General features: G+C 57.5%; 17 protein-coding genes. 6 read left to right on the top strand and 11 right to left on the bottom strand.

Going from position 1 to position 19554, the window contains the following annotated elements; all coding sequences use genetic code 11:
- Positions 1 to 78 precede the first annotated feature (78 nt).
- Positions 79 to 3798, bottom strand: a complete 3720-nt coding sequence (gene metH / locus ETC27_RS08595) for a methionine synthase (RefSeq protein WP_136254582.1) — start codon at positions 3796 to 3798, stop codon at positions 79 to 81.
- 230 nt (positions 3799 to 4028) lie between these two features.
- Here metH and nfuA point away from each other — a divergent pair, with 230 nt between their 5' ends.
- Positions 4029 to 4619, top strand: a complete 591-nt coding sequence (gene nfuA, locus ETC27_RS08590; protein ID WP_136254581.1) for a Fe-S biogenesis protein NfuA — start codon at positions 4029 to 4031, stop codon at positions 4617 to 4619.
- A gap of 93 nt (positions 4620 to 4712) precedes the next feature.
- Here nfuA and ETC27_RS08585 read toward each other — a convergent pair whose 3' ends face one another.
- Positions 4713 to 5678: a DNA-binding protein gene (locus ETC27_RS08585; protein WP_136254580.1), complete on the bottom strand. Its 966-nt coding sequence runs from the start codon at positions 5676 to 5678 to the stop codon at positions 4713 to 4715.
- Between the two features lie 424 nt (positions 5679 to 6102).
- Between ETC27_RS08585 and ETC27_RS08580 the strand changes: the two genes are divergently transcribed.
- Positions 6103 to 7284 (top strand): tyrosine-type recombinase/integrase, encoded by a 1182-nt coding sequence (locus tag ETC27_RS08580; RefSeq protein WP_136254656.1) that lies wholly within the window; start codon positions 6103 to 6105, stop codon positions 7282 to 7284.
- Positions 7285 to 7418: 134 nt separating this feature from the next.
- Complete coding sequence (locus ETC27_RS08575) at positions 7419 to 7835, top strand: SufE family protein (RefSeq protein WP_136254579.1); 417 nt, start codon at positions 7419 to 7421, stop codon at positions 7833 to 7835.
- Positions 7836 to 8032: 197 nt separating this feature from the next.
- On the opposite strand, the gene yidD is transcribed toward ETC27_RS08575, so the two are convergent.
- From yidD to ETC27_RS08535, 8 genes are all read right to left on the bottom strand, one after another.
- On the bottom strand, positions 8033 to 8386 hold the full coding sequence (gene yidD / locus ETC27_RS08570) for a membrane protein insertion efficiency factor YidD (protein ID WP_136254578.1): 354 nt from the start codon (positions 8384 to 8386) through the stop codon (positions 8033 to 8035).
- A 5-nt stretch (positions 8387 to 8391) separates the two neighbouring features.
- Positions 8392 to 8832, bottom strand: coding sequence for a phosphoribosyl-AMP cyclohydrolase (gene hisI / locus ETC27_RS08565; RefSeq protein WP_136254577.1), 441 nt, complete (start codon positions 8830 to 8832; stop codon positions 8392 to 8394).
- A complete protein-coding gene (locus tag ETC27_RS08560) occupies positions 8829 to 9314 on the bottom strand; it encodes a Fur family transcriptional regulator (protein WP_136254576.1) in 486 nt (161 codons plus the stop codon). The genes hisI and ETC27_RS08560 overlap by 4 nt, the downstream gene beginning before the upstream one ends.
- An 83-nt stretch (positions 9315 to 9397) precedes the next feature.
- The gene (locus ETC27_RS08555; protein ID WP_136254575.1) at positions 9398 to 10375 is read right to left on the bottom strand and encodes an alpha-L-glutamate ligase-like protein; all 978 of its coding nucleotides are present in this window, start codon (positions 10373 to 10375) and stop codon (positions 9398 to 9400) included.
- 4 nt (positions 10376 to 10379) lie between these two features.
- Positions 10380 to 11888 carry an inactive transglutaminase family protein gene (locus ETC27_RS08550; protein ID WP_136254574.1) on the bottom strand — a complete coding sequence of 503 codons (1509 nt, stop codon included), beginning with the start codon at positions 11886 to 11888 and terminating at the stop codon, positions 10380 to 10382.
- 98 nt (positions 11889 to 11986) lie between these two features.
- Complete coding sequence (locus ETC27_RS08545) at positions 11987 to 12826, bottom strand: ATP-dependent zinc protease family protein (RefSeq protein ID WP_136254573.1); 840 nt, start codon at positions 12824 to 12826, stop codon at positions 11987 to 11989.
- Positions 12827 to 13010: 184 nt separating this feature from the next.
- Complete coding sequence (locus tag ETC27_RS08540; protein WP_136254572.1) at positions 13011 to 16076, bottom strand: efflux RND transporter permease subunit; 3066 nt, start codon at positions 16074 to 16076, stop codon at positions 13011 to 13013.
- Entirely contained in the window at positions 16076 to 17203 is a 1128-nt protein-coding gene (locus tag ETC27_RS08535) for an efflux RND transporter periplasmic adaptor subunit (RefSeq protein WP_136254571.1), read from the bottom strand. Before ETC27_RS08535 ends, ETC27_RS08540 begins: the two co-directional genes overlap by 1 nt.
- 436 nt (positions 17204 to 17639) lie before the next feature.
- Between ETC27_RS08535 and ETC27_RS08530 the strand changes: the two genes are divergently transcribed.
- The 3 genes from ETC27_RS08530 to ETC27_RS08520 all read left to right on the top strand — a co-directional run bounded on the left by ETC27_RS08530 (position 17640) and on the right by ETC27_RS08520 (position 19047).
- The gene (locus ETC27_RS08530; RefSeq protein ID WP_136254570.1) at positions 17640 to 17840 is read left to right on the top strand and encodes a hypothetical protein; all 201 of its coding nucleotides are present in this window, start codon (positions 17640 to 17642) and stop codon (positions 17838 to 17840) included.
- Between the two features lie 138 nt (positions 17841 to 17978).
- Positions 17979 to 18326 carry a putative quinol monooxygenase gene (locus tag ETC27_RS08525; RefSeq protein WP_136254569.1) on the top strand — a complete coding sequence of 116 codons (348 nt, stop codon included), beginning with the start codon at positions 17979 to 17981 and terminating at the stop codon, positions 18324 to 18326.
- A 178-nt stretch (positions 18327 to 18504) separates the two neighbouring features.
- Positions 18505 to 19047: a DUF3833 domain-containing protein gene (locus tag ETC27_RS08520; protein ID WP_136254568.1), complete on the top strand. Its 543-nt coding sequence runs from the start codon at positions 18505 to 18507 to the stop codon at positions 19045 to 19047.
- Between the two features lie 107 nt (positions 19048 to 19154).
- Here ETC27_RS08520 and ETC27_RS08515 read toward each other — a convergent pair whose 3' ends face one another.
- Positions 19155 to 19553 (bottom strand): ectoine synthase, encoded by a 399-nt coding sequence (locus ETC27_RS08515; protein WP_136254567.1) that lies wholly within the window; start codon positions 19551 to 19553, stop codon positions 19155 to 19157.
- Position 19554: the final 1 nt, after the last annotated feature.

Below are 19554 nucleotides of genomic sequence, written 5' to 3'. Positions count from 1 at the left end.
CGCCCACCGCTCAGGATGGGCAACAGGGTGCAGCGAAGGTGAGTGTGTAGCGGTCGCTCACGATCAGTTCATACGCTGTTAACTCGGATCGTAGGAGAGCACCGGCGATAACCAGCGCTCCATTTCGGCAAGCGGCATATCCTTGCGGCTGGCCAGCGACTCGACCTGATCACGGGTGATCTTGCCGGTCGAAAAGTACTTTGACTGCGGGTGGGCGAAATACCAGCCAGAGACCGCTGCTGCTGGCCACATGGCGAAGTTTTCAGTGAGCATGAGGCCGCTATTCTGCTCGGCATCAAGCAACCGGAACAACGTGGTCTTCTCGGTATGGTCAGGGCAAGCCGGATAGCCGGGTGCCGGCCGAATGCCTTGGTACTTCTCGGCAATCAATGACTCGTTGTCGAGTGACTCCTGGGGGACATAGCCCCAGAATTCCTTGCGCACCCGCTCATGCATACGCTCGGCGAAGGCTTCGGCAAGGCGGTCGGTGAGGGCTTGCACCATGATCGCGTTGTAATCGTCACCGGCGGCTTCATAACGCTTGCTCAGCTCATCAACCCCATGTCCGGTAGTGACAGCGAAACCGCCAATCCAGTCTGGTATGCCGCTTTCTTCCCCATTGGCGTTATAGCGCGGGGCGATGAAGTCGGCGAGGCTATAACAGATACCCTCACGATTCTTGGTGGTCTGCTGGCGAATGTGATGCAGGCGCTCGATGACTTCGCTGCGCGATTCGTCGGCATAGACCTCGATCGTATCGTCGTCGACGCTGTTAGCCGGCCAGATGCCAATCACGCCGCGAGCGGTGATATGGCCTTCGTCGAGCAACTTGGCAAGCATCGCCTTCGCATCCTCAAAAAGGTTGCGGGCCGCTTCGCCGACAACTTTGTCGTCGAGAATCTTCGGGTACTTGCCGGCTAGCTGCCAGCTCATGAAGAAGGGTGTCCAGTCGATACGCTCGATCAGTTCCTCGAGGTTGTAGGCATCGAAAACCTTGAGCCCGGTGAATCTCGGCGCTACCGGCGGGGTGGCCGCCCAGTCGGTCTTGAAGCGACGCTCGCGGGCCTGGGCATAGTTCAGGTCGGCTGCCTTGGGACGGCGCTTGGCGTTGCGCTCACGCACCACTTCATATTCGGCGCGCAGGTCGGCAGTGTAGGCCGGTTTGAGCTCGGGCGATAACAGGCGAGAGGCCACACCCACAGCCCGGGAGGCGTCGGTGACATAGACCACCGGCTGATCGTATTGGGGTTCGATCTTGACCGCCGTATGCGCCTTGGACGTCGTGGCGCCACCGATCAACAGAGGCAGGTTGAACCCTTGGCGCTGCATTTCCTTGGCCACATGGACCATTTCGTCAAGCGATGGCGTGATCAGGCCCGACAGGCCGATCAGGTCGGCATTCTCGTCGCGGGCGGTCTGCAGAATCTTCTCGGTCGGCACCATCACCCCGAGGTCGATCACCTCGTAGTTATTGCACTGCAGCACCACGCCGACGATGTTCTTGCCGATGTCATGGACGTCGCCCTTAACGGTGGCCATCACGATCTTGCCCTTGGCCTGGGTCTCGCCACTTTTCTCCGCTTCGATGTAGGGAATCAGGTAGGCGACCGCTTGTTTCATGACCCGTGCGGATTTCACCACCTGGGGCAGGAACATCTTGCCGTCGCCGAACAGGTCGCCCACCACATTCATGCCATCCATCAGGGGGCCTTCGATGACTTCAATGGGCCGCGTCGCCCGCTGCCTGGCGAGCTCGGTATCGTCTTCGATATAGGCGGTGATTCCCTTGACCAACGCATGTTCGATACGTTTCTCGACTTCCCAGGAACGCCACTCAAGGTCTTCCTTCTTGGCGGCACCACTGCCGTCACCCTTGAACTTGTCGGCGATGTCGAGCAGTCGTTCGGTGGCATCGTCGCGACGGTTGTTGACCACATCCTCGACCGCTTCGCGCAGTTCTTCAGGCAGGTCGTCGTAGACTGCCAGCTGACCCGCGTTGACGATGCCCATGCTCAGACCGGCACGAATGGCGTGGTAGAGAAATACCGAATGAATGGCCTCGCGCACCGGGTTGTTGCCGCGAAACGAGAAGGAAACGTTGGAGACACCACCGGATACCATGGCGTGAGGCAGATGCTCACGGATCCATTGGGTGGCCTGAATGAAGTCCACGCCGTAGTTGTTGTGCTCTTCGATGCCGGTCGCGATAGCGAAGATGTTGGGGTCAAAGATGATGTCTTCCGCTGGGAAGCCGATCTCATCGACAAGCAGGTGATAGGCGCGCTCGCAAATTTCCGTCTTGCGGGCGAAGGTGTCGGCCTGACCCTGCTCGTCGAAGGCCATGACCACAATGGCGGCGCCATAGCGCATGCACCTGGTTGCCTGTTCACGGAAGGCCGCTTCGCCTTCTTTCATGGAGATGGAGTTGACGACCGCCTTGCCCTGAACGCACTTGAGGCCGGCTTCGATGATCTCCCACTTGGAGGAGTCGATCATGATCGGTACCCGCGAGATGTCGGGCTCACCGGCAATCAGGTTGAGGAAGCGCACCATGGCTTCCTCGGACTCGAGCATGCCCTCGTCCATGTTGATATCGATGATCTGGGCGCCATTCTCGACCTGCTCTAGTGCGACCTCCAGAGCAGTGGTGTAGTCCTCTTCCTTGATCAGGCGCTTGAAGCGCGCCGACCCCGTGACGTTGGTACGCTCACCGACGTTGACGAACAACGAATCGGCGCTGATGTTAAAGGGTTCAAGGCCCGAGAGCCGGCAAGCGATCGGCCGTTCGGGGGCCTGACGAGGCGCCATGTCACGCACCGCATCGGCGATGGCTCGGATATGCTCTGGCGTACTGCCACAGCAACCGCCGATGATGTTGACCAGGCCGCTGCTCGCGAACTCGGCAACGACTGACGCCATTTCCTCAGGCGTCTGGTCGTACTCGCCGAACTCATTGGGCAGGCCGGCATTGGGGTGCGCCGAGACGAAGGTATCGGCCTTGTTCGACAGCTCCTCCAGATAAGGACGCAGTTCCTCGGCCCCTAACGCGCAGTTCAGTCCCACGGAGAAAGGGTTGGCGTGCCGAATTGAGTTCCAGAAGGCTTCGGTGGTCTGGCCGGATAGCGTGCGACCCGAGGCATCAGTGATGGTGCCGGAGATCATCACCGGCAGGCGTGTTCCCAGATCCTCGAACAACTCCTCAAGCGCATAGATCGCCGCCTTCGCGTTCAGCGTATCGAAGATGGTCTCGATCAGAATCAGATCGGAGCCGCCCTCGATCAGGGCTGCAGCGGCCTCATAGTAGTTTTCACGCAACTCATCGAAGGTGACATTGCGCTTGGCCGGGTCGTTGACGTCCGGGGATAGCGAGGCCGTACGCGAGGTTGGGCCGAGCACACCAGCGACATAACGTGGTATCCCGGTTTCCGCTCCCACCGCATCGCAGACCTCGCGGGCCAGACGTGCCGACTCACGGTTGAGTTCGGGTACCAGCTCCTCCATGCCATAGTCGGCCTGCGACAGGCGCGTGCTATTGAACGTATTGGACTCGACGATTTCAGCGCCGGCTTCCAGGTAGTCACGATGAATGCGCGCCACCAGATCCGGGCAGGTCAGTGCCAGAAGGTCGTTGTTGCCCTTCAGGTCCGATGGCCAGTCGGCGAACCTGTCGCCACGAAAGTCGGTTTCGTCGAGGCTGGCATTCTGCAGCATGGTGCCCATGCCGCCATCCAGGATCAGAATGTGGGAGGCAAGGCGTTCGGCGAGGGTGGCTGTAACGGGGGTCGGGGTAGCGGCCATGATTCGGGGCGGTCTCCAGCGTGAGTCGCGTCTTATACTGTGTCGAGCAGGGTCGGGATATCGAGGGGCTCGGTTTTGCGCGTTAGCTTACCAGAAAGGCGCTTGAGACGGGCAGCGCCAAATGGGGGGCAATGTTGGATGCCTGAGTATTTCACTCGGGATTGTTTCGGCACGCACTTTTCCTTAACATGAAAAGCAAATTCGACCTCTCGAATCAGGAATAGCGTCCCATGAGTCAGAGCATCCAGATTACAGACAGTGCCCAAGGCTATCTTGCCGAACTGCTTGAAAAGCAGAATGTTGAAGGCATCGCCGTGCGTATCTTCATCACCCAGCCGGGCACGCCCTATGCAGAGACCTGCCTGGCATATTCCCGGCCGGGCGAGGAAGAACCGACCGACGAGAAACTTGACCTCGACAAGATCACGGTCTTCCTCGACAAGAACAGTGTGCCGTTTCTCGACGAAGCCGTTGTCGATTTCAATGCCGACCGCATGGGTGGGCAACTGACCATCAAGGCGCCCAACGCTAAGATGCCCAAGGTCAATGCCGACAGTCCTCTCGAAGATCGCGTCAATTACGTGCTTTACAGTGAGATCAATCCGGGGCTTGCCGCCCATGGCGGTGAGGTCAAACTGACACAGCTTACTGAAGACAGTGTCGCCGTGCTGGCATTTGGTGGTGGTTGCCAGGGCTGTGCCGCGGTCGACCTGACGCTCAAGGACGGCGTTGAAAAGACCCTGCTGGAACGTATCCCTGAGCTCGCCGGCATCCGTGATGTTACCGATCACAGCGATACCAGCCAGGCCTACTACCGTTGAGTATGCGGGGCGGGCCCAGTGGCCACTTAAGTTGAACTGGACTCGCTACCGCATTGATACTAGACGGGCGCCCATTGGCGCCCGTCTTTTATTTCAGTAAATAAAGGGCGGTAGAGGGGCATTAGCCAGCCGTGCTTGTGTTTCAAGCAGCCGTTTTTTTAGCGTCTCGATTTCCTCATCCTTTTCTTCCAGTCGATGTTCGATGCGCTCCTGCTCGCGCTTTCTCTCCCGATCCTGTTCTTTTCGCTGCTCTAGCTCCCAGCTCGCCTCCCGTTCCCGTTGCCGGTAATCAGCCAGCTGCATTCGCTGCTCCTGCAGCTGCTTGTCGAGGCTTTCATTGCGGGCCTCAAGTTGCGCCTGACGAGTGCCATGCTGTTTGTCGGCGTTTTGGCGCTCCTGCCTGACATCGTCCAGCAGGCTCATCAGACGGGCTTCGGCGGCTTCGTTGCGCTGTTCTTCTTGCTGAAGGCGCGATTGATAGTCGGCATCACGTGCCGCCAGCTCTTCCTGATGCTGGGTGCCCAGCGCTTCGTTGCGTTCTTGAAGCCGTGTGAGCTCCTTATTGAGCTGCTGAACCCGCTGCAAGGCTTTTGCCTCGCGATCCGCGAGGGCATCGCGCTCGGCTTGGCAACTGGCAAGGGTGGCACTCTGTTCCTCCAGTCGTGACTGGGCCTTGGCTAGATGGTCGGCGATCGCCGATTCACGTTGGCCGGCATCTTCTGCTCGGCGCTCACTTTCCTGGCTGGCCTCCAGGGCGGTGGTGACGCGCTGATCAGCCTCCTGACGATAGAGCGCCAAGCTCTCGGTAGCAACTTCCTGCGCCTGTCGCCACAACTCCAGCGTCAGCGTCTGCAAGGCCTCAGGTAACTCCTGAGACGGGGGCTGATCTCGATTTTCGTCACGTTCTATTCGCCACAGGCGTAAGTGCTCGCTGATGGTCGTAAAGCTGCCGGTGCCCAACACTTCGCGAATGCGTTGCACACTCGGCGTGTCTCCACGGCTCATCAGGGTATGAATCGCCCGCTGTACATCCTCGTACTGCACACCGCTTCGCGCCATGACGCCTTTCTCCTTCTTTGCATCGACTCACCGCCTGAGTGGCCTGGTGCACCTCGCCGTCTGTCGGCATTCAGCGGTCTGGATTTTTGGATATTTAGCCATATTAGCGCCAATCGGGGCATCAATAAAGAAAATTACATATTACGTTTTACGTAATTGTATTTATCATAAGCCGCATAAATTCATGATTACTCGCCTTATCTTGATTTAATGCATCTGTAGCAGCGACAATGGCCAAGCAGGGGCAAAGTGAATGCCTGTTTAAAAGCCGTAACCGCGAAGCGGACAGAAAGTGAGTCGAACGGTGGCAAAAGGCGGGTAACTTACAGAGAGATAGCTATAAATAGCGAGATATTCTAAAAGCCAGTACGAGGAGCGTTAGGTGACAGAGGAGCAGTGGCCGGCACAGGCAAGTGACAGTCAGGTGGTACAGAGGCCGCCAGGCACGTATGAGGGCAGGGCAGCGGCACTTGCCGATACCGCACGGATCTCTGCTGCCAGTGACGTTGAAGCGGTCTCCGCCTGGTTAGAGGAATATCAGGATAGTGCCCAGACCTTCCGTGCCTATCGCAAGGAAGCGGAGCGACTGTTGCTATGGCTCGACAGCCAAGGGCTGACACTGGCAACGCTTCGGCGAGACGGGCTTGATGCGTTTGAAGCGTTTCTGTCTGATCCGCGGCCTGCCGCACGCTGGATAGGGCCGCCCAGGCCACGCCATGCCGACGACTGGCGTCCCTTCCGGCGACCGCTGTCGGCGTCGAGCCGTCGCCAGAGCCTGGTGATCCTGCAGGGCTTATATAGCTGGCTGGTTGAGGCGGGGTGGGTGGACCATAACCCCTTTCGCCTGATGCGAGGCAAGCGTCGTCGCCTCGACAATCGCCAGGAATCTATTGAACGTTACTTGGAACGGCCACTGTGGGACTGGTTCTGGGGATGGCTTAATCAGCCACCACTTCCCACGGCATCCGCCCGCCAGCAGTTTGAATGGCAACGCCGACGCCTGATCTTTGGTTTCGCCTACCTGCTGGCTCCTCGCATCAGCGAGATGGCTGCTGCCCGTATGGGAGATTTTTACCTTCGTGAAGGTCGATGGTGGTGGAGAGTTATCGGCAAGGGCGACAAGCTGGCGACGATACCGGTGCCACCGGACATGATGTCGATGCTGGGTGATTGGCGTGAGCATCTCGGCCTGGCCAGGCACCCTGAGCCCGATGATGAATCGCCCCTGCTGAGAGGGCTTAATGGGCAACGCAGCCTTGGTGATAATCAGCTCTACCGACTGATCAAGAAGGCATTCGATGCTGCGGCATTTGAGCTTGAGACAGCGGGTGCCTGCAAGCCGGGCCAGCCAGGCCAGGCAGGAGAGGAGGGCAGTACGGGGAGAGATGACACGGGACATGGCAATGCTGCCCTGGCACGCACCCTGCGCACCGCCACGCCCCACTGGCTTCGCCATACTGCTATCACCCATCAGGCCCAGGGGGGTGTAGAACTACGCTACCTGGCCCGTAGCGCCCGTCACTCTCGGCTGGATACGACCGCACGCTATTTGCACGCTGAAGCCGAGGAGTGGCAAAAGCAGATGAGCGGCCATGGCCTCACATAAACAGGCCACGGGCTGAGTACCCAGTGCGATAGCGGGCGCTCCAGGGGACGACGCCCAGGGGCACGAGTCGGTATAATGGTGGTCAGGATCAGCGGGGGTGCTTCGCCCGCTAACACTCATATTTTGGAGGGACCATGTCCGACACCGCCCAGCAAAATCAGGCCGAACTGATCGAAGAGTTCGAGATGTTCGACAACTGGATGGATCGTTATCAGTACATCATCGACATGGGCAAGCAGCTGCCGGCATTTCCCGAGGAGTGGAAAACTGAGGAGCTGAAGATCCAGGGCTGCCAGTCCAATGTATGGATGCACGCCACACGTGACGGCGATCGACTGCATTTCGACGCAACCTCTGATGCCGCTATCGTTTCCGGCCTGATTGCCGTATTGATGCGTATCTTCAATGACCGTCCGCCTGCCGAAATTGCAGCCACGCCTCCGAGTTTTCTCGAGGACCTGGGGCTGGACAAGCATCTTTCACCGACCCGCAGTAATGGACTGCACGCTATGCTCGAGCGCATCTATCAGGTGGCGAAGTCGGAAGCCTGAGGCCATGAGTAACGGGTCGGTCACCTAGACGGACACCAAAGGCCGACCACCACATGCTTCATTATTGGCCGGTTTTTCCCAAGGCAGCAGGGTAGGCGGGATACAGAGCACGGGGCCCAGGCGTGGCTCCCCAAGTGGCAGGCGCGTGTAATGGCGAACCGCAACGGATGCGCCTGGACGTAGTGTCGGTGCTGCGATCACCGATGTTGATCATTCGGGCGGCAGCAAAAGTTCTCGTCGAGGCTGTCGTCCTCGCGGCACAGCGCCTCGCTGGGCCCACCGGGTACGGGGTCGATGCCGCCTGGGTTCCAGGGATGGCACTTAACCAGTCGCCTGAGTGCCAGCCAGCCACCGCGAGCTGGACCATGCTCGCGCAAGGCCTCAAGCGAATAGCTTGAGCAGCTGGGCCAAAATCGGCAGCGAGGGCCCAGTAGAGGGCTGATGCCGTACTGGTAGCCCTTTATTAAGGCGATCAGAGGCAAACTCGCGAGCCGACCAAGCCTTTCGGACGTTCTTGGCCGGCAATTCTCGCGTCCGCGATGATGGGCCATACGGTTCAGGAAGGGGCGTAAAGCTGATCGGGATCGATCAGCGCATCACTATCGACCTGCGCGCCGTCAGCATCGAGGGCAACATAGAAGCAGCTACGCCGTCCGGTGTGACAGGCGGGACCGGTCTGATCGACTGACAACAGCAGGGTATCGCCATCGCAATCAAGATGTGCGGCCTTGAGTATCTGCATTTGGCCGGAAGACTCTCCCTTGCGCCAAAGCTTGCCGCGGGAGCGGGACCAATAACAGACCCATCCGGTGGCAAGGGTCTCTTCCAGCGACTCACGATTCATCCAGGCCATCATCAGTACGTCACCGCTGTCGTACTGCTGTGCAATGGCTGGAATAAGCCCAGCGTCGTTCCAGCCGGCCTGGTCCATAATATTGGCCAGTGGCTCACGCGTGCCGGTAGAGACGCGCTCGAGGCGTTTGAAAACTTCGCTCATGAAGACTCGACTGAAGGTTGGTTGTGCAGGGTGGGGGCGCGTTTAGCATCCAGACACTCGTGGCAGCTACCGAGCAGCTCAATGGTTTGTCGCTCGACGCGAAAGCCTTGATCACGGGCACGCTTGGCCAGCTGATCATTGACGTCATCAAGATGCAGCTCTTCGACGCGTCCGCAGTGACGGCAGATCAGTAGCTGAAATCCATGGGCATGTTCGGGGCAGGGACAAGCGACATAGGCACTCAAGGATTCAATTCGATGAATCAGTCCCTGTTCGATCAAGAATTCCAGCGCCCGATATACCGTGGGCGGTCGGGCAGCGGCATGTTCTTGAGTCAGCCGGTCTAGAAGCTCATAGGCCTTGAGGCCACCACTGGTGGTGGCGATCATTTCAAGCACGCGACGGCGTATTGGCGTGAAGCGAACACCCTGCGATTCGCAGTGGCGTTCGGCTTGCTGGATCAGTGAGTGCGTATCGGGCATGGCGCGCCTGGCAGTCTGACGAAAGCACCTATTCTACGCGCCCCATTAGCCGCCAGCCAGTGCGCACCATACTCGATCACACGTCAGGCGGTTGTAGCATCCGCTGCAGAGACAAGTTCGGCCCGACGTGCAAAGTGTTCCCGAGCAAAAGCCACGCGTGCGGCGGCATCCACACCATCGGGCTGTTGCTCGATCAGATCCAAGCGCGAACGCAGGCCTTCGCCATTGGCCATCTGGATGGCAAGCCCGGGACGTGCATTCAATTCGAGCAGCATCGGCCCATGCTCGCGATCAAGGACCATATCGGTCCCCAGGTAGCCAAGGCCCGTCATCTCATAGCAGCTTGCCGCCAGCTCCAACAATGTCCTCCAACCAGGGATGCGGAGACTTGCCAGCTCGTGGCCGGTATCCGGGTGATCGTGCCGGGTCCGGTCAAACTGCACACCACGAACTGCCGTACCGGTAGCGATGTCGAGCCCGACACCGACGGCGCCCTGGTGGAGGTTGGCCTTACCGTCGGAAGCAGCGGTAGATAGGCGCATCATCGCCATGACCGGATAGCCTTGAAAAACGATCACACGAATATCCGGCACACCCTCGTAGGTGTACTCCGTCAGTGTCTCATCAAAATTGATGAGTGCCTCGATGACGGCCACATCGGGCGAGCCTCCCAAGGAATAGAGCCCGGAAAGGATGTTGGAGACATGGCGTTCGATGTCTTCACGGCCCAAGTGCGCACCGCTGGGCTTGATATAGGCACTGCCATCGATGTGCTCGATCACGAGGATGCCCTTACCGCCTGATCCTTTGGCCGGTTTGATCACGAAGCCAGGATGTCCCTCTAACTGGCGAGTGACACTCTTTACCTCGAACTGGGTGCTTACGGTCCCGATCAGCGCCGGTGTGGTGATCCCATGCTCGCGAGCCAGCAGCTTGGTCTGGAGCTTGTCATCGACCAGCGGGTAGAGCTTGCGGCTGTTATATCGTCCAATGTAGCGAATGTTGCGCCGGTTCATGCCGATGATGCCTTTGGCACGCAGCTTTCCAGGAGTCGTCCACATATCCTCAGTCCTCCGTTACCGGCTTGAAGCGCCTTAGCTCCAGCAGGCGATAGCCGGTGTAGTTACCAAGCAGCAGGATCAATGCCATCAAGATCAACTGCACGCCAAGGAAATTGAAGGTGATATGACGCACCCATGGGTTATTCATCGCGAGGTAGGCCATTATCGCAGTCACAAGGCTACCACCGCCCTGAATCAGCACCTCCTTGGGGCCTTCCTCCTCCCATAGAATGGACATGCGCTCGATGGTCCAGGCTAGGATGATCATCGGGAAGAAAGTGATCGTCAGACCGGCGTTGAGACCGAAACGGTAAGAGAGCACCGAGAAGACCGAAATGATGGCGATGACCGTGATGATCACCGCCGACACTCGCGCAACCAACAATAAGTTGAGATAGGAGAGGTAGCTTCGAATCACCAGTCCGACCGTCACAACCAGCAGAAAGCCGATGAGGCCAGTCAGCAACGTCGTCTGGATGAGGGCCAGGGCAATCAACACTGGCATGAAGGTGCCAGAGGTCTTGAGGCCTACCAGTACCCGAAGCAATACGACCATCAGTGCGCCGATCGGAATCAGCAGGATGGTCTGGAATAGGGCCTGCTCTTCGAGCGGCAGACTATGAATCGAGAAGTTGATCAGGGTGTCACTGTCAAGCTGGTTGCGCACCGCTGTCGAAGCCGGCTGGTTATGCTGAATCATCGAAAAGCTGACACGTGAGTTCGTGCCGCCTTGAACCTCGAGTACAGCTCCACCGCGATCTTCCCACAGCAGCAGGTTATCGGGTCGTCCCTGTTCCCCGGTCACCGGATTGAAGAGTACGGCGCTACCATCATCGCTGAATACCTGTAGCCAGCTTTTTACCGACTGGCGTCGGCGACCATCGTCGAGCGCCAATCCGCTCACCTCGCGGGCTCGGATATTAGCCTCATTGAGCAAGCGAACCAGCAGCGGGGTTCTCTCGAACTGGGTTAGTAGCAAGCGTGCATTTTCGCCTTGGCGGTCACCTGTGAAGTCACGGATCAGCTCGCGGGCGAAAGTGACAGCATCCGCCGAGCGTTGCTGGGCACGCTCGATGATCTGGCTCGCCGCCGTATCGAAGGGGCGTTCCCAAGCAATCTCACGGGGCAGTTCCGGCGGCTTTACATCTTGATCGGCGGCTTGAGGAGCCACCAATAGTTGCACCGAATAATAGAGCTGCTGTGGCCCGGTCGCCTCGCGGATCGACCATTGAGCTTGACGGCCACCCTTGTCTTCGAGAAAGGAAAGGCCGAAACCCGAGGAGGCCGTGTTCTCTGTCAGCACCCGATACCCTTGCTGGGTCGAGGGGAGAGCTAGGTTTACCATCACAGGATCGCCCAATGCCGAGAAGTTTACCTGCGCCTCGACCTCCCAGACCTGGCGTTGCTCACCTGGCGTCCAGGGCACTTCGAAAGCGACGTGGCGATGGACACTGAGGGCAATACCAGCGACCAGCAGCATGCCGACGAGTAGATAAAATGGCAGACGTGACATGCGCAATCCTCAAATAAGACATCACCTGCCGGCATGACGGGCAGGTGACTGTGTTGATGGCAAGGTTGATGACAAGCGATAGGTGAAGGAAAGTCGCCTTAATTGGACGTTTCGGCGTTGCTGTCGCGTGCTTCATCGGCGGATGCATCGCTAGAGGGGGCACCTTCCGGAAATTCTGGACGCGGGTGCATATACCGCTCGGCAACGTCGATCACGGCAATATCCATCATGAAGCGTCGTCCTAGCAGCGCCGGATAGCTGAGCTGGCGGCGATCACTCAGGGTGAACTCAACCTGTTCGCGAATCGAACCCAGGGTCATCAGCAAACTGATGACCGGACGAGAGGCCTCACCGTTGGATTGCACCACTCGCACTCGCCGCTCGATGGGTGCTTCGATCCATTTGTCGCGGATCGCATCAACGACGGCGTCATCACCTTCTAAGGCAAGTTTGAACTTCACCCAGTTTTCACCATCGCGCTCGAACGGCGTGATCTCCCGGGCCGAAAGCGATGACGTATCCGCCCCCGAGTCGACACGTGCCTGCAGATAAGTCCCGATGCTTGGCAATCCGATCCATTCGGCACGCCCGAGTATCGCCTTATTACCGATGTCTGAATCAACAGCGCAGTCGCGCACAACCGTTTTCGGATCCCGGTTGACGTTATCGATATCGGACTTAAGGCCACGAAGAAGACTACCCACTTCCCGAACGTCGGCATCCAGCCGGTCGAGACGCTGCCTTTGCTCGACTTGATGCTCCTGCTGGCCACCGCACTGACTTTCAACCGCTGCTTGCAGTTGCATAAAACGCGCATCCACCTGGTCTGTGGTGGCGAGCGTAGAATGAGCCTCTTCCTGAGCCTGAGGCGACCAGGCACACCCCGCCAATAGCGAGAGTCCCACGCATGCCATTAGGTATGAATAGCGATTGCTCATCTTTCTCCTGCACCTTTCACCGGTCATCGGTATCCGACCCAAGCCACCGCCGGAATGTTCATCCTGTTCTTTACGCGCTTTGCCAGGAGTTCAGCGATGGTAAGGAGTGATGACGTCACTGTCCATTTAGGCAAGGGCCTTGCAGGCTCTGGTTGCTCCAGAGCCTGCACATTCGCGAGCACGTTTACGATGTTGTTACTGCATCGGCGCCCGCATCCTTGGCCGCATTATGATCACGAGCCAGCAGTAGATAGAACGCCGGCAATATGAACAGAGTGAGCAGGGTGCCGATGCCAAGTCCGGAGGCAATGGTCAGGCCGATATCAAAGCGGCTTACTGCACCTGCACCGGTGGCAACCAGCAGCGGCACCATGGCAACAATCAGTGCCACTGACGTCATCAGGATCGGCCTAAGGCGAATCGCTGAAGCTTCGATGACCGCCTCACGTTTATTGAGGCCCTGCTCATGCTGTAATTGATTGGCAAACTCGACAATCAAGATGCCATTTTTGGCCACTACGCCGATCAGTGTGATCAAACCCACTTGAGTATAGATGTTCAGGCTTGAGACACCGAGTGTAATGAACGTCATGGCGCCAGCGATCGACATTGGCACCGAGACCAGGATGATGAGTGGATCACGCCAACTTTCGAACTGCGCCGCCAGCACCAAGTAGATGACGACCAGCGACAGGAAGAAGGTCAAGACCAAGGCGCTTCCTTGATTCATCAACTGTCGTGACTCGCCCTTGTAGTCGACGGAGTAGGCCGGAGGCAGGCTGTCCGCCGCGGCTTGATTGAGCCAGGTAAGCGCATCACCGAGAGTGACGCCGGGGCGTGGCACGCCTTCGAGCACCACGGAGTTCAGCTGCTGGAACTGGCTGCGGGCAGAGGGCTCTACGCTGTCTTCAAACGTCACCAAGTTGCCAAGCGGTACTTGCTGGCCTGAATCTGCTTCGACGTAGTAGTTATCGATCATCGAAGGATCAAGGCGGTATTCCTGTTCTACCTGAGGAATAACCTTGTAGCTACGCCCGTCCATGCTAAAGCGGTTGGTGAAGCCCTCGCCAAGCATTGTTGACAGCGCCTGGCCGATATCGGCCATGGTTAGCCCGATATCGGCAACCCGTTCTCGATCGACCAATATTTGGGTGGTCGGTCGATCAATATCAATCGACTTGCGCAGGAAAGCGAAGTTGCCGCTGCCCATAGCCTGGCCGAGCAGGTCGTCAGCGATGGCATTAAGCTCCTCATAGCTGTTGCCAGAAGTCAGCACAAACTGAACCGGCAAGCCTCCACTGGAGCCTGGGAGAGAAGGGCGAGCGAAGGCAGCAGTCTGTAAGCCTGTGACCTGAGAAAGTGCGCCTTGTAGCTTTGGCATCACTTCCATCTGCGAGACATCCCGCTCGCTCCAGGGAGCCATCTTGAAGCCACCGAACACCGTATCGGCACTCATGCCACCGAGGATCATGAAGGACTCTTCGTAGCCATCGATGCTTTCAATGCTGTCTTGGATGTCGCTGGCATAGCGCTCCAGGTACTCAAGCGTCGCCGTTTGCGGTGCAGTGCCCTGAAAGAAGATGATGCCCTGATCTTCGGTGGGAGCCAGTTCATTCTGGCTGGTAATGAACATGAAGTAGATCGAGGCTAATACCACGGTGGCGAACACCACGGGCACCCAAACAGTCTCGAGAGTGCGTCTAAGCACTCCACGATAGCCGTTCGACAGCCCATTGAAGGTGCCCTCGACCCCTTTTTCAAAACGTGATGCTTTGCCGTGTGTTTTCAGCACCTTACCAGAGAGCATGGGAGAGAGCGTCAGGGCAACGATACCCGAAATGACGACGGCGCCGGCAAGGGTGAATGCAAACTCGGTAAACAATGAACCGACCAGGCCGCCCATGAAACCGATCGGCGCGTAGACCGCTACCAGAGTGGTGGTCATGGCGATAATGGGGACCGCCATTTCCCGCGCACCATTGATAGCTGCGTCGAACCGCGACTCACCGGCTTCGATATGTCGGTGCACGTTCTCCACCACGATGATGGCATCATCCACCACCAGGCCGATCGCCAATACCATCGACAATAGCGTCAACAGGTTTAGCGAGAAACCTAGCATGAGCATGACGAAGGCCGCACCGATGAGGGATAGCGGTACCGCAACGGCAGGTACCAGTGCAGCACGGAAAGATCCCATGAACAGGAAAATGACCACCAATACGATGATCATCGCTTCAAGCAGTGTCTTTACGACCTCCTTGATTGAGTCATCGATAAACTCCGACGCGTCGTAGGGCAGTACCACCTTGAGTCCTACAGGCAGTTGGCGCTGGATTTCCGGTAAGGTGTCTCGAACGGCCTGGGCGACATCGAGAGGGTTGGCGCCGGGTGCCTGCTCTATGGCCATGAAGGTAGACGGTGTTCCGCTATACCAGGCCGTACTGTTATAGCTTTCGGCACCCAGCTCGGTGCGCGCCACATCTCTGAGGCGCACCAGATCACCCCCATCGTTGCGCACGACAAGATCTTCGAACTGGCCGGGGTCGGTGATATCGGTATCGGTGGTCAGGTTAACGACCACGAACTCGCTCCGCGTCTTGCCGACGCCGGCCTGATAGTTATTGTTTCGCAGAACATCAATGACTTGGCTAGGGCTGACATTCAGGGCCGCCATACGCTGAGGGTCTAGCCAGATGCGCATAGCCATGCTCTGACCAAAGCTGCGTGCCTTGGCGACACCTGGCAGTGCCTGTAGCTTGGGTTGGACGACGCGTGTTAGATAATCGGTAATGCGCGGCACGTCCATGCGATCAGAGTAGAACGCCAGATACATAAGCGCCGTGCTGTCACCCGTCGATGACTCGATAACAGGGCTTTCTGCCGCACTGGGAAGCACACTACGCTGGCTCGCCACCTTGGCTTGGACCTCAGCCAGGGCAGCATTGGCATCATAATTCAGCTCCATATTGACTTCGATGGTCGAAGAGCCCTGTGAGCTTGTCGACTCGATGAAGTCGATGCCATTTGCCTCAGCAATAGCCTGTTGCAGCGGGGTCGTCACGAAGCCCTGAACAAGCTCTGAGCTGGCCCCGGGGTAGGAGGTCGACACCGTGATGACAGTGCTTTCAAGCTCTGGATATTGACGGATTTCCATATCCATTGCGGCCCTGAGGCCCAGGAGCAGTATCAGCAGACTGACAACAGTGGCAAGTACCGGGCGCCGGATGAAAATATCGGTGAATTTCATCAGCCTTTTGCCTCCTCGCCAGTATTATCTGTCGCTTGTGACTCGGAAGCGCCTTGATCGCTTACCTTGACCGGCTGACCATCACGCAAGCGCAGTAGGCCTGTGGCAACTACCTGATCGCCCGCAGACAACCCCTCAATAATTTCGATTACATCACCACGTGTACTGCCAGTCGTGACTTGCTGGCGGGATGCAATGGTCTGGCCTTGATCATTTTCGGTAATCTGAAAGACAAAATCGCCATACGTATTGAAGGATAAGGCGGTACGGGGGAGGGTAAGAACGTCACGGGATGACGCCGAGAGTGTACTGACCTCGGCAAACATGCCCGGACTCAGCGCGCCGTCGGTATTATCCAGTTCGGCACGAATATTGAGGGTGCGGCTCGATTCATTGATCGAGGGCGCGATGGCAAGAATCTCACCATCAAAGACACGTTCGGGATACGCAGCGACGGTGAGCTCAATGCTGCGCCCGGCAGCTACCTGGCCAACAGCGCGCTCCGGCACGCTATAGTCAACTTGGATGGGATCGAGCATGTTCAGGTCGACAATCGGCGTGCCGACGGCGATGTATTCGCCCAAGTCCACTTGGCGTAGGCCTACCACGCCATCAAAGGGGGCTCGGATAGTCTTCTTGTTGAGCTGAGCACGTTGCTGCTCGGAATCAGCGCGGGCCGCCTGATAATTGGCCCGGGCTTCGTCGAACTGGGACTGAGAAACGGCATTGCGCGGCAAGAGGTTCGAGTAACGCGTGTAAGTCTCATTGGCGAGCTGCGCCTGTGCTTCCAGTGCAGAAAGTGCGGCGCGATCAACGCTATCTTCGAGCCGGATCAGCACATCGCCTTTGTTGACACGCTGGCCAGATTCGAAAGCCACCTCACTGACGACCCCAGCGACTTCATTGGCTACCTCGACACCATTGATAGCGCGAATGGAACCAACTGAGCTCAAAGCAGGTCGCCAGGACTGAGATTCGATGGTGACGGCTTCAACGGGAGATGGCGGCTGGGCCTGGGAATTTTGCTCCTGCATTTCCTGCATCTTTAGGTATTTCCACCCAAAGATACTGCCTAGAGCCACCGTCAACACGATGATGACAATGACGAGACGTAGTGTGGTTTTCATAGCTTTTTCCCGAGAAGCGACGACAAAGAACCATGCGCGCTAGGCCGTAAGGCATCGAGGCGGCACAGGGAAGATGGTATAAGAGCTCAATGATGTAAGTATGACGACCAAATGACCAGCCACCAATGCGAAAAAGTCGGCCTTAAGGGCGGAATCTTAATAGCCATGCGTGTAGTATTTAACATAATATACATTATGCGAACTATAGGATGGCACGCTCACAGCAATCAGAGCACTCCATCTTGGAGCCAAAGCTGACCTATTCTGCATGCTGAGGATCAATGATCTCAGCATCCGGCAATTAGAGAACCAAACTGACACTCCTGGTGTCAGGATCTGATGCACATCGTCTGCCGTGAAAGCTCGCCTGCCGGGCCAATCGACACTCGTGGCGGCAAGTGCTAGGGTTCGCGACTTTAACAAACGGAGACGAGCGATGAGCGCAGAATATTCCCTGCATGACCTGACCAAGGCCAAGGAAGCGCTGGAGCTTGCCGAAAAGGAATGGGAAGAAGACAACGGCAATAATCGCCAGGCCCATATCAAGAAGATATCCGCCGCCCGTGCCGACTTTGCCATGATCGAAGGCCAGCTCAAGCGCGACGGTATCATCGCCGAGGAAGACGCGGCGTTTTAATGACGTATAGGGCTCCACTATGTCTTGGGTCGGCTATCTCACCCTGAGCAGGACCTGAAGCAAGCTCCAGGACGCCTCCCTTGGCGGCCGCTTGGCAGCCTGAAGATTTAACCGTGTGAATCGTTTCCAGGAGAACGCATGTCGCAGAAGATCTACTGCATCGCCAGTTTCAAGCCCAAGCCCGGCCGCGAAGATGCCGCATTCAAGGCGCTACAGAGCTTAGAGCCCAATGCGCATCGTGAAGATGGTTGTCTGCGCTACACGGTGACTCGGCAGATCGAGAGCCCCTTTGCTCAGGGTGAAAGCTATCCGATCGTATTCCATGAAGTCTGGGCCAGCCGTGAAGCCTTTGAAGCTCACTGCCAGCGCCATGAAATCCAGGAATTTTTCCAGTCTCAGGTGGAGTCCCCGGATGGCGACATCGAAGACGCCAATGTATGCGTCTACACCGATGAGCCGGCTGGTTTCGATGCACCGCAATTCTAGTCAGGTCACCGGGCCCAGGCATTGAGCAAAGCGCGAGGCGCAGTACTGTGGTCGACATATTCGCCGCTGCGCTAATCGTTCGCCATCAGCGCAAGCGCCCTTCTTTCGCGCTTTGCCTCTGAACTCGCCGCCAAGGTACGACTCTCAACGCCAAGACCTTTCAGACCAGGAGCAGTGCATGCGCCATCTTGCCAAACGACCCCTTTGGGCATTTGCGTTTCTCAGCCTTGCCCTGGTGGGCTGCTCGGGCGTGAGTGTCGAGGATTATGCCGGCAGCGAGCCGCGCCTCGATATTGCCGAGTACTTCGAGGGCGATACCCGAGCCTGGGGCATGGTTCAGGACTATTCCGGCGAAGTTCAGCGGCGCTTCACCGTGGACATCTCAGGCACCGTCGAGGGCGATACACTCACGCTCGATGAGCGATTCCAATATGCCGATGGCCAGACGGATCGACGTGTCTGGACGTTTGAGCGCGTCGACGAACACCGCTGGATTGGGCAAGCCAGCGACGTAGAAGGCGACGTAGAAGCGACACAGTACGGGCATGTCTTTCACATGAACTATCCGCTGGAGGTCACAGTAGACGGCCGCCAACTGACGTTCACCATGGATGACTGGATGTACCTGCAGCCTGACGGTCGGCTGATCAATCGTACCGACATGTCCAAGTTCGGTGTGACGCTTGGCGAAATCACACTGTCTTTCGATAAGAGACCCTAAACGCACCGCTTGATCCGAGCACTGACGGCCTGAGTACTAAAAAGCCCCGATGATTCATTCATCGGGGCTTTTTTATGCACGTCCAGTGCGACTGATGAACAGCTCCCTTAGCTGTTGTCGCCCGGAGCGGCGTAGGAACCATCCTCGCGATGCACTTCGTTACCGGTCAAGCCCGGCGTGAAAACACAAGCGAGATGCATCGTCTTGCTGGCACGTAGGAGATGTTCGTCATGCTGGTCGAGGATATAGATATCGCCCGGTTTGATCGGCCAGATCTTGCCGTCTGCCAGGGTTTCGACCTCACCCTCACCTTCCATGCAGAAAACGGCTTCGAAGTGGTTCTTGTAATGGATGTGGGTCTCGGTACCTTCATAGATACGAGTGATATGGAAAGAACAATGGCCACCGTCGTCAGCCAGAGAAAGACGGGTGCTGTCCCAGTTGCCGCTCTCAGCTTTTACCAAACGTTCTGTCTTACGCGCTTCTTCGAGATTGCGAACGATCATT

Source organism: Onishia niordana, assembly GCF_004798965.1.
GTDB lineage: Bacteria > Pseudomonadota > Gammaproteobacteria > Pseudomonadales > Halomonadaceae > Onishia > Onishia niordana.
This window is presented reverse-complemented; position numbering and strand designations above follow the sequence as displayed.

What these genes read in the sequence shown, in the direction of transcription:
- metH (WP_136254582.1), bottom strand. Translation starts at nt 3,798, where the DNA reads ATGGCCGCTACCCCGACCCCCGTTACAGCCACCCTCGCCGAACGCCTT.
- nfuA (WP_136254581.1), top strand. Translation starts at nt 4,029, where the DNA reads ATGAGTCAGAGCATCCAGATTACAGACAGTGCCCAAGGCTATCTTGCC.
- ETC27_RS08585 (WP_136254580.1), bottom strand. Translation starts at nt 5,678, where the DNA reads ATGGCGCGAAGCGGTGTGCAGTACGAGGATGTACAGCGGGCGATTCAT.
- ETC27_RS08575 (WP_136254579.1), top strand. Translation starts at nt 7,419, where the DNA reads ATGTCCGACACCGCCCAGCAAAATCAGGCCGAACTGATCGAAGAGTTC.
- yidD (WP_136254578.1), bottom strand. Translation starts at nt 8,386, where the DNA reads ATGGCCCATCATCGCGGACGCGAGAATTGCCGGCCAAGAACGTCCGAA.
- hisI (WP_136254577.1), bottom strand. Translation starts at nt 8,832, where the DNA reads ATGAGCGAAGTTTTCAAACGCCTCGAGCGCGTCTCTACCGGCACGCGT.
- ETC27_RS08560 (WP_136254576.1), bottom strand. Translation starts at nt 9,314, where the DNA reads ATGCCCGATACGCACTCACTGATCCAGCAAGCCGAACGCCACTGCGAA.
- ETC27_RS08555 (WP_136254575.1), bottom strand. Translation starts at nt 10,375, where the DNA reads ATGTGGACGACTCCTGGAAAGCTGCGTGCCAAAGGCATCATCGGCATG.
- ETC27_RS08550 (WP_136254574.1), bottom strand. Translation starts at nt 11,888, where the DNA reads ATGTCACGTCTGCCATTTTATCTACTCGTCGGCATGCTGCTGGTCGCT.
- ETC27_RS08545 (WP_136254573.1), bottom strand. Translation starts at nt 12,826, where the DNA reads ATGAGCAATCGCTATTCATACCTAATGGCATGCGTGGGACTCTCGCTA.
- ETC27_RS08540 (WP_136254572.1), bottom strand. Translation starts at nt 16,076, where the DNA reads ATGAAATTCACCGATATTTTCATCCGGCGCCCGGTACTTGCCACTGTT.
- ETC27_RS08535 (WP_136254571.1), bottom strand. Translation starts at nt 17,203, where the DNA reads ATGAAAACCACACTACGTCTCGTCATTGTCATCATCGTGTTGACGGTG.
- ETC27_RS08530 (WP_136254570.1), top strand. Translation starts at nt 17,640, where the DNA reads ATGAGCGCAGAATATTCCCTGCATGACCTGACCAAGGCCAAGGAAGCG.
- ETC27_RS08525 (WP_136254569.1), top strand. Translation starts at nt 17,979, where the DNA reads ATGTCGCAGAAGATCTACTGCATCGCCAGTTTCAAGCCCAAGCCCGGC.
- ETC27_RS08520 (WP_136254568.1), top strand. Translation starts at nt 18,505, where the DNA reads ATGCGCCATCTTGCCAAACGACCCCTTTGGGCATTTGCGTTTCTCAGC.
- ETC27_RS08515 (WP_136254567.1), bottom strand. Translation starts at nt 19,553, where the DNA reads ATGATCGTTCGCAATCTCGAAGAAGCGCGTAAGACAGAACGTTTGGTA.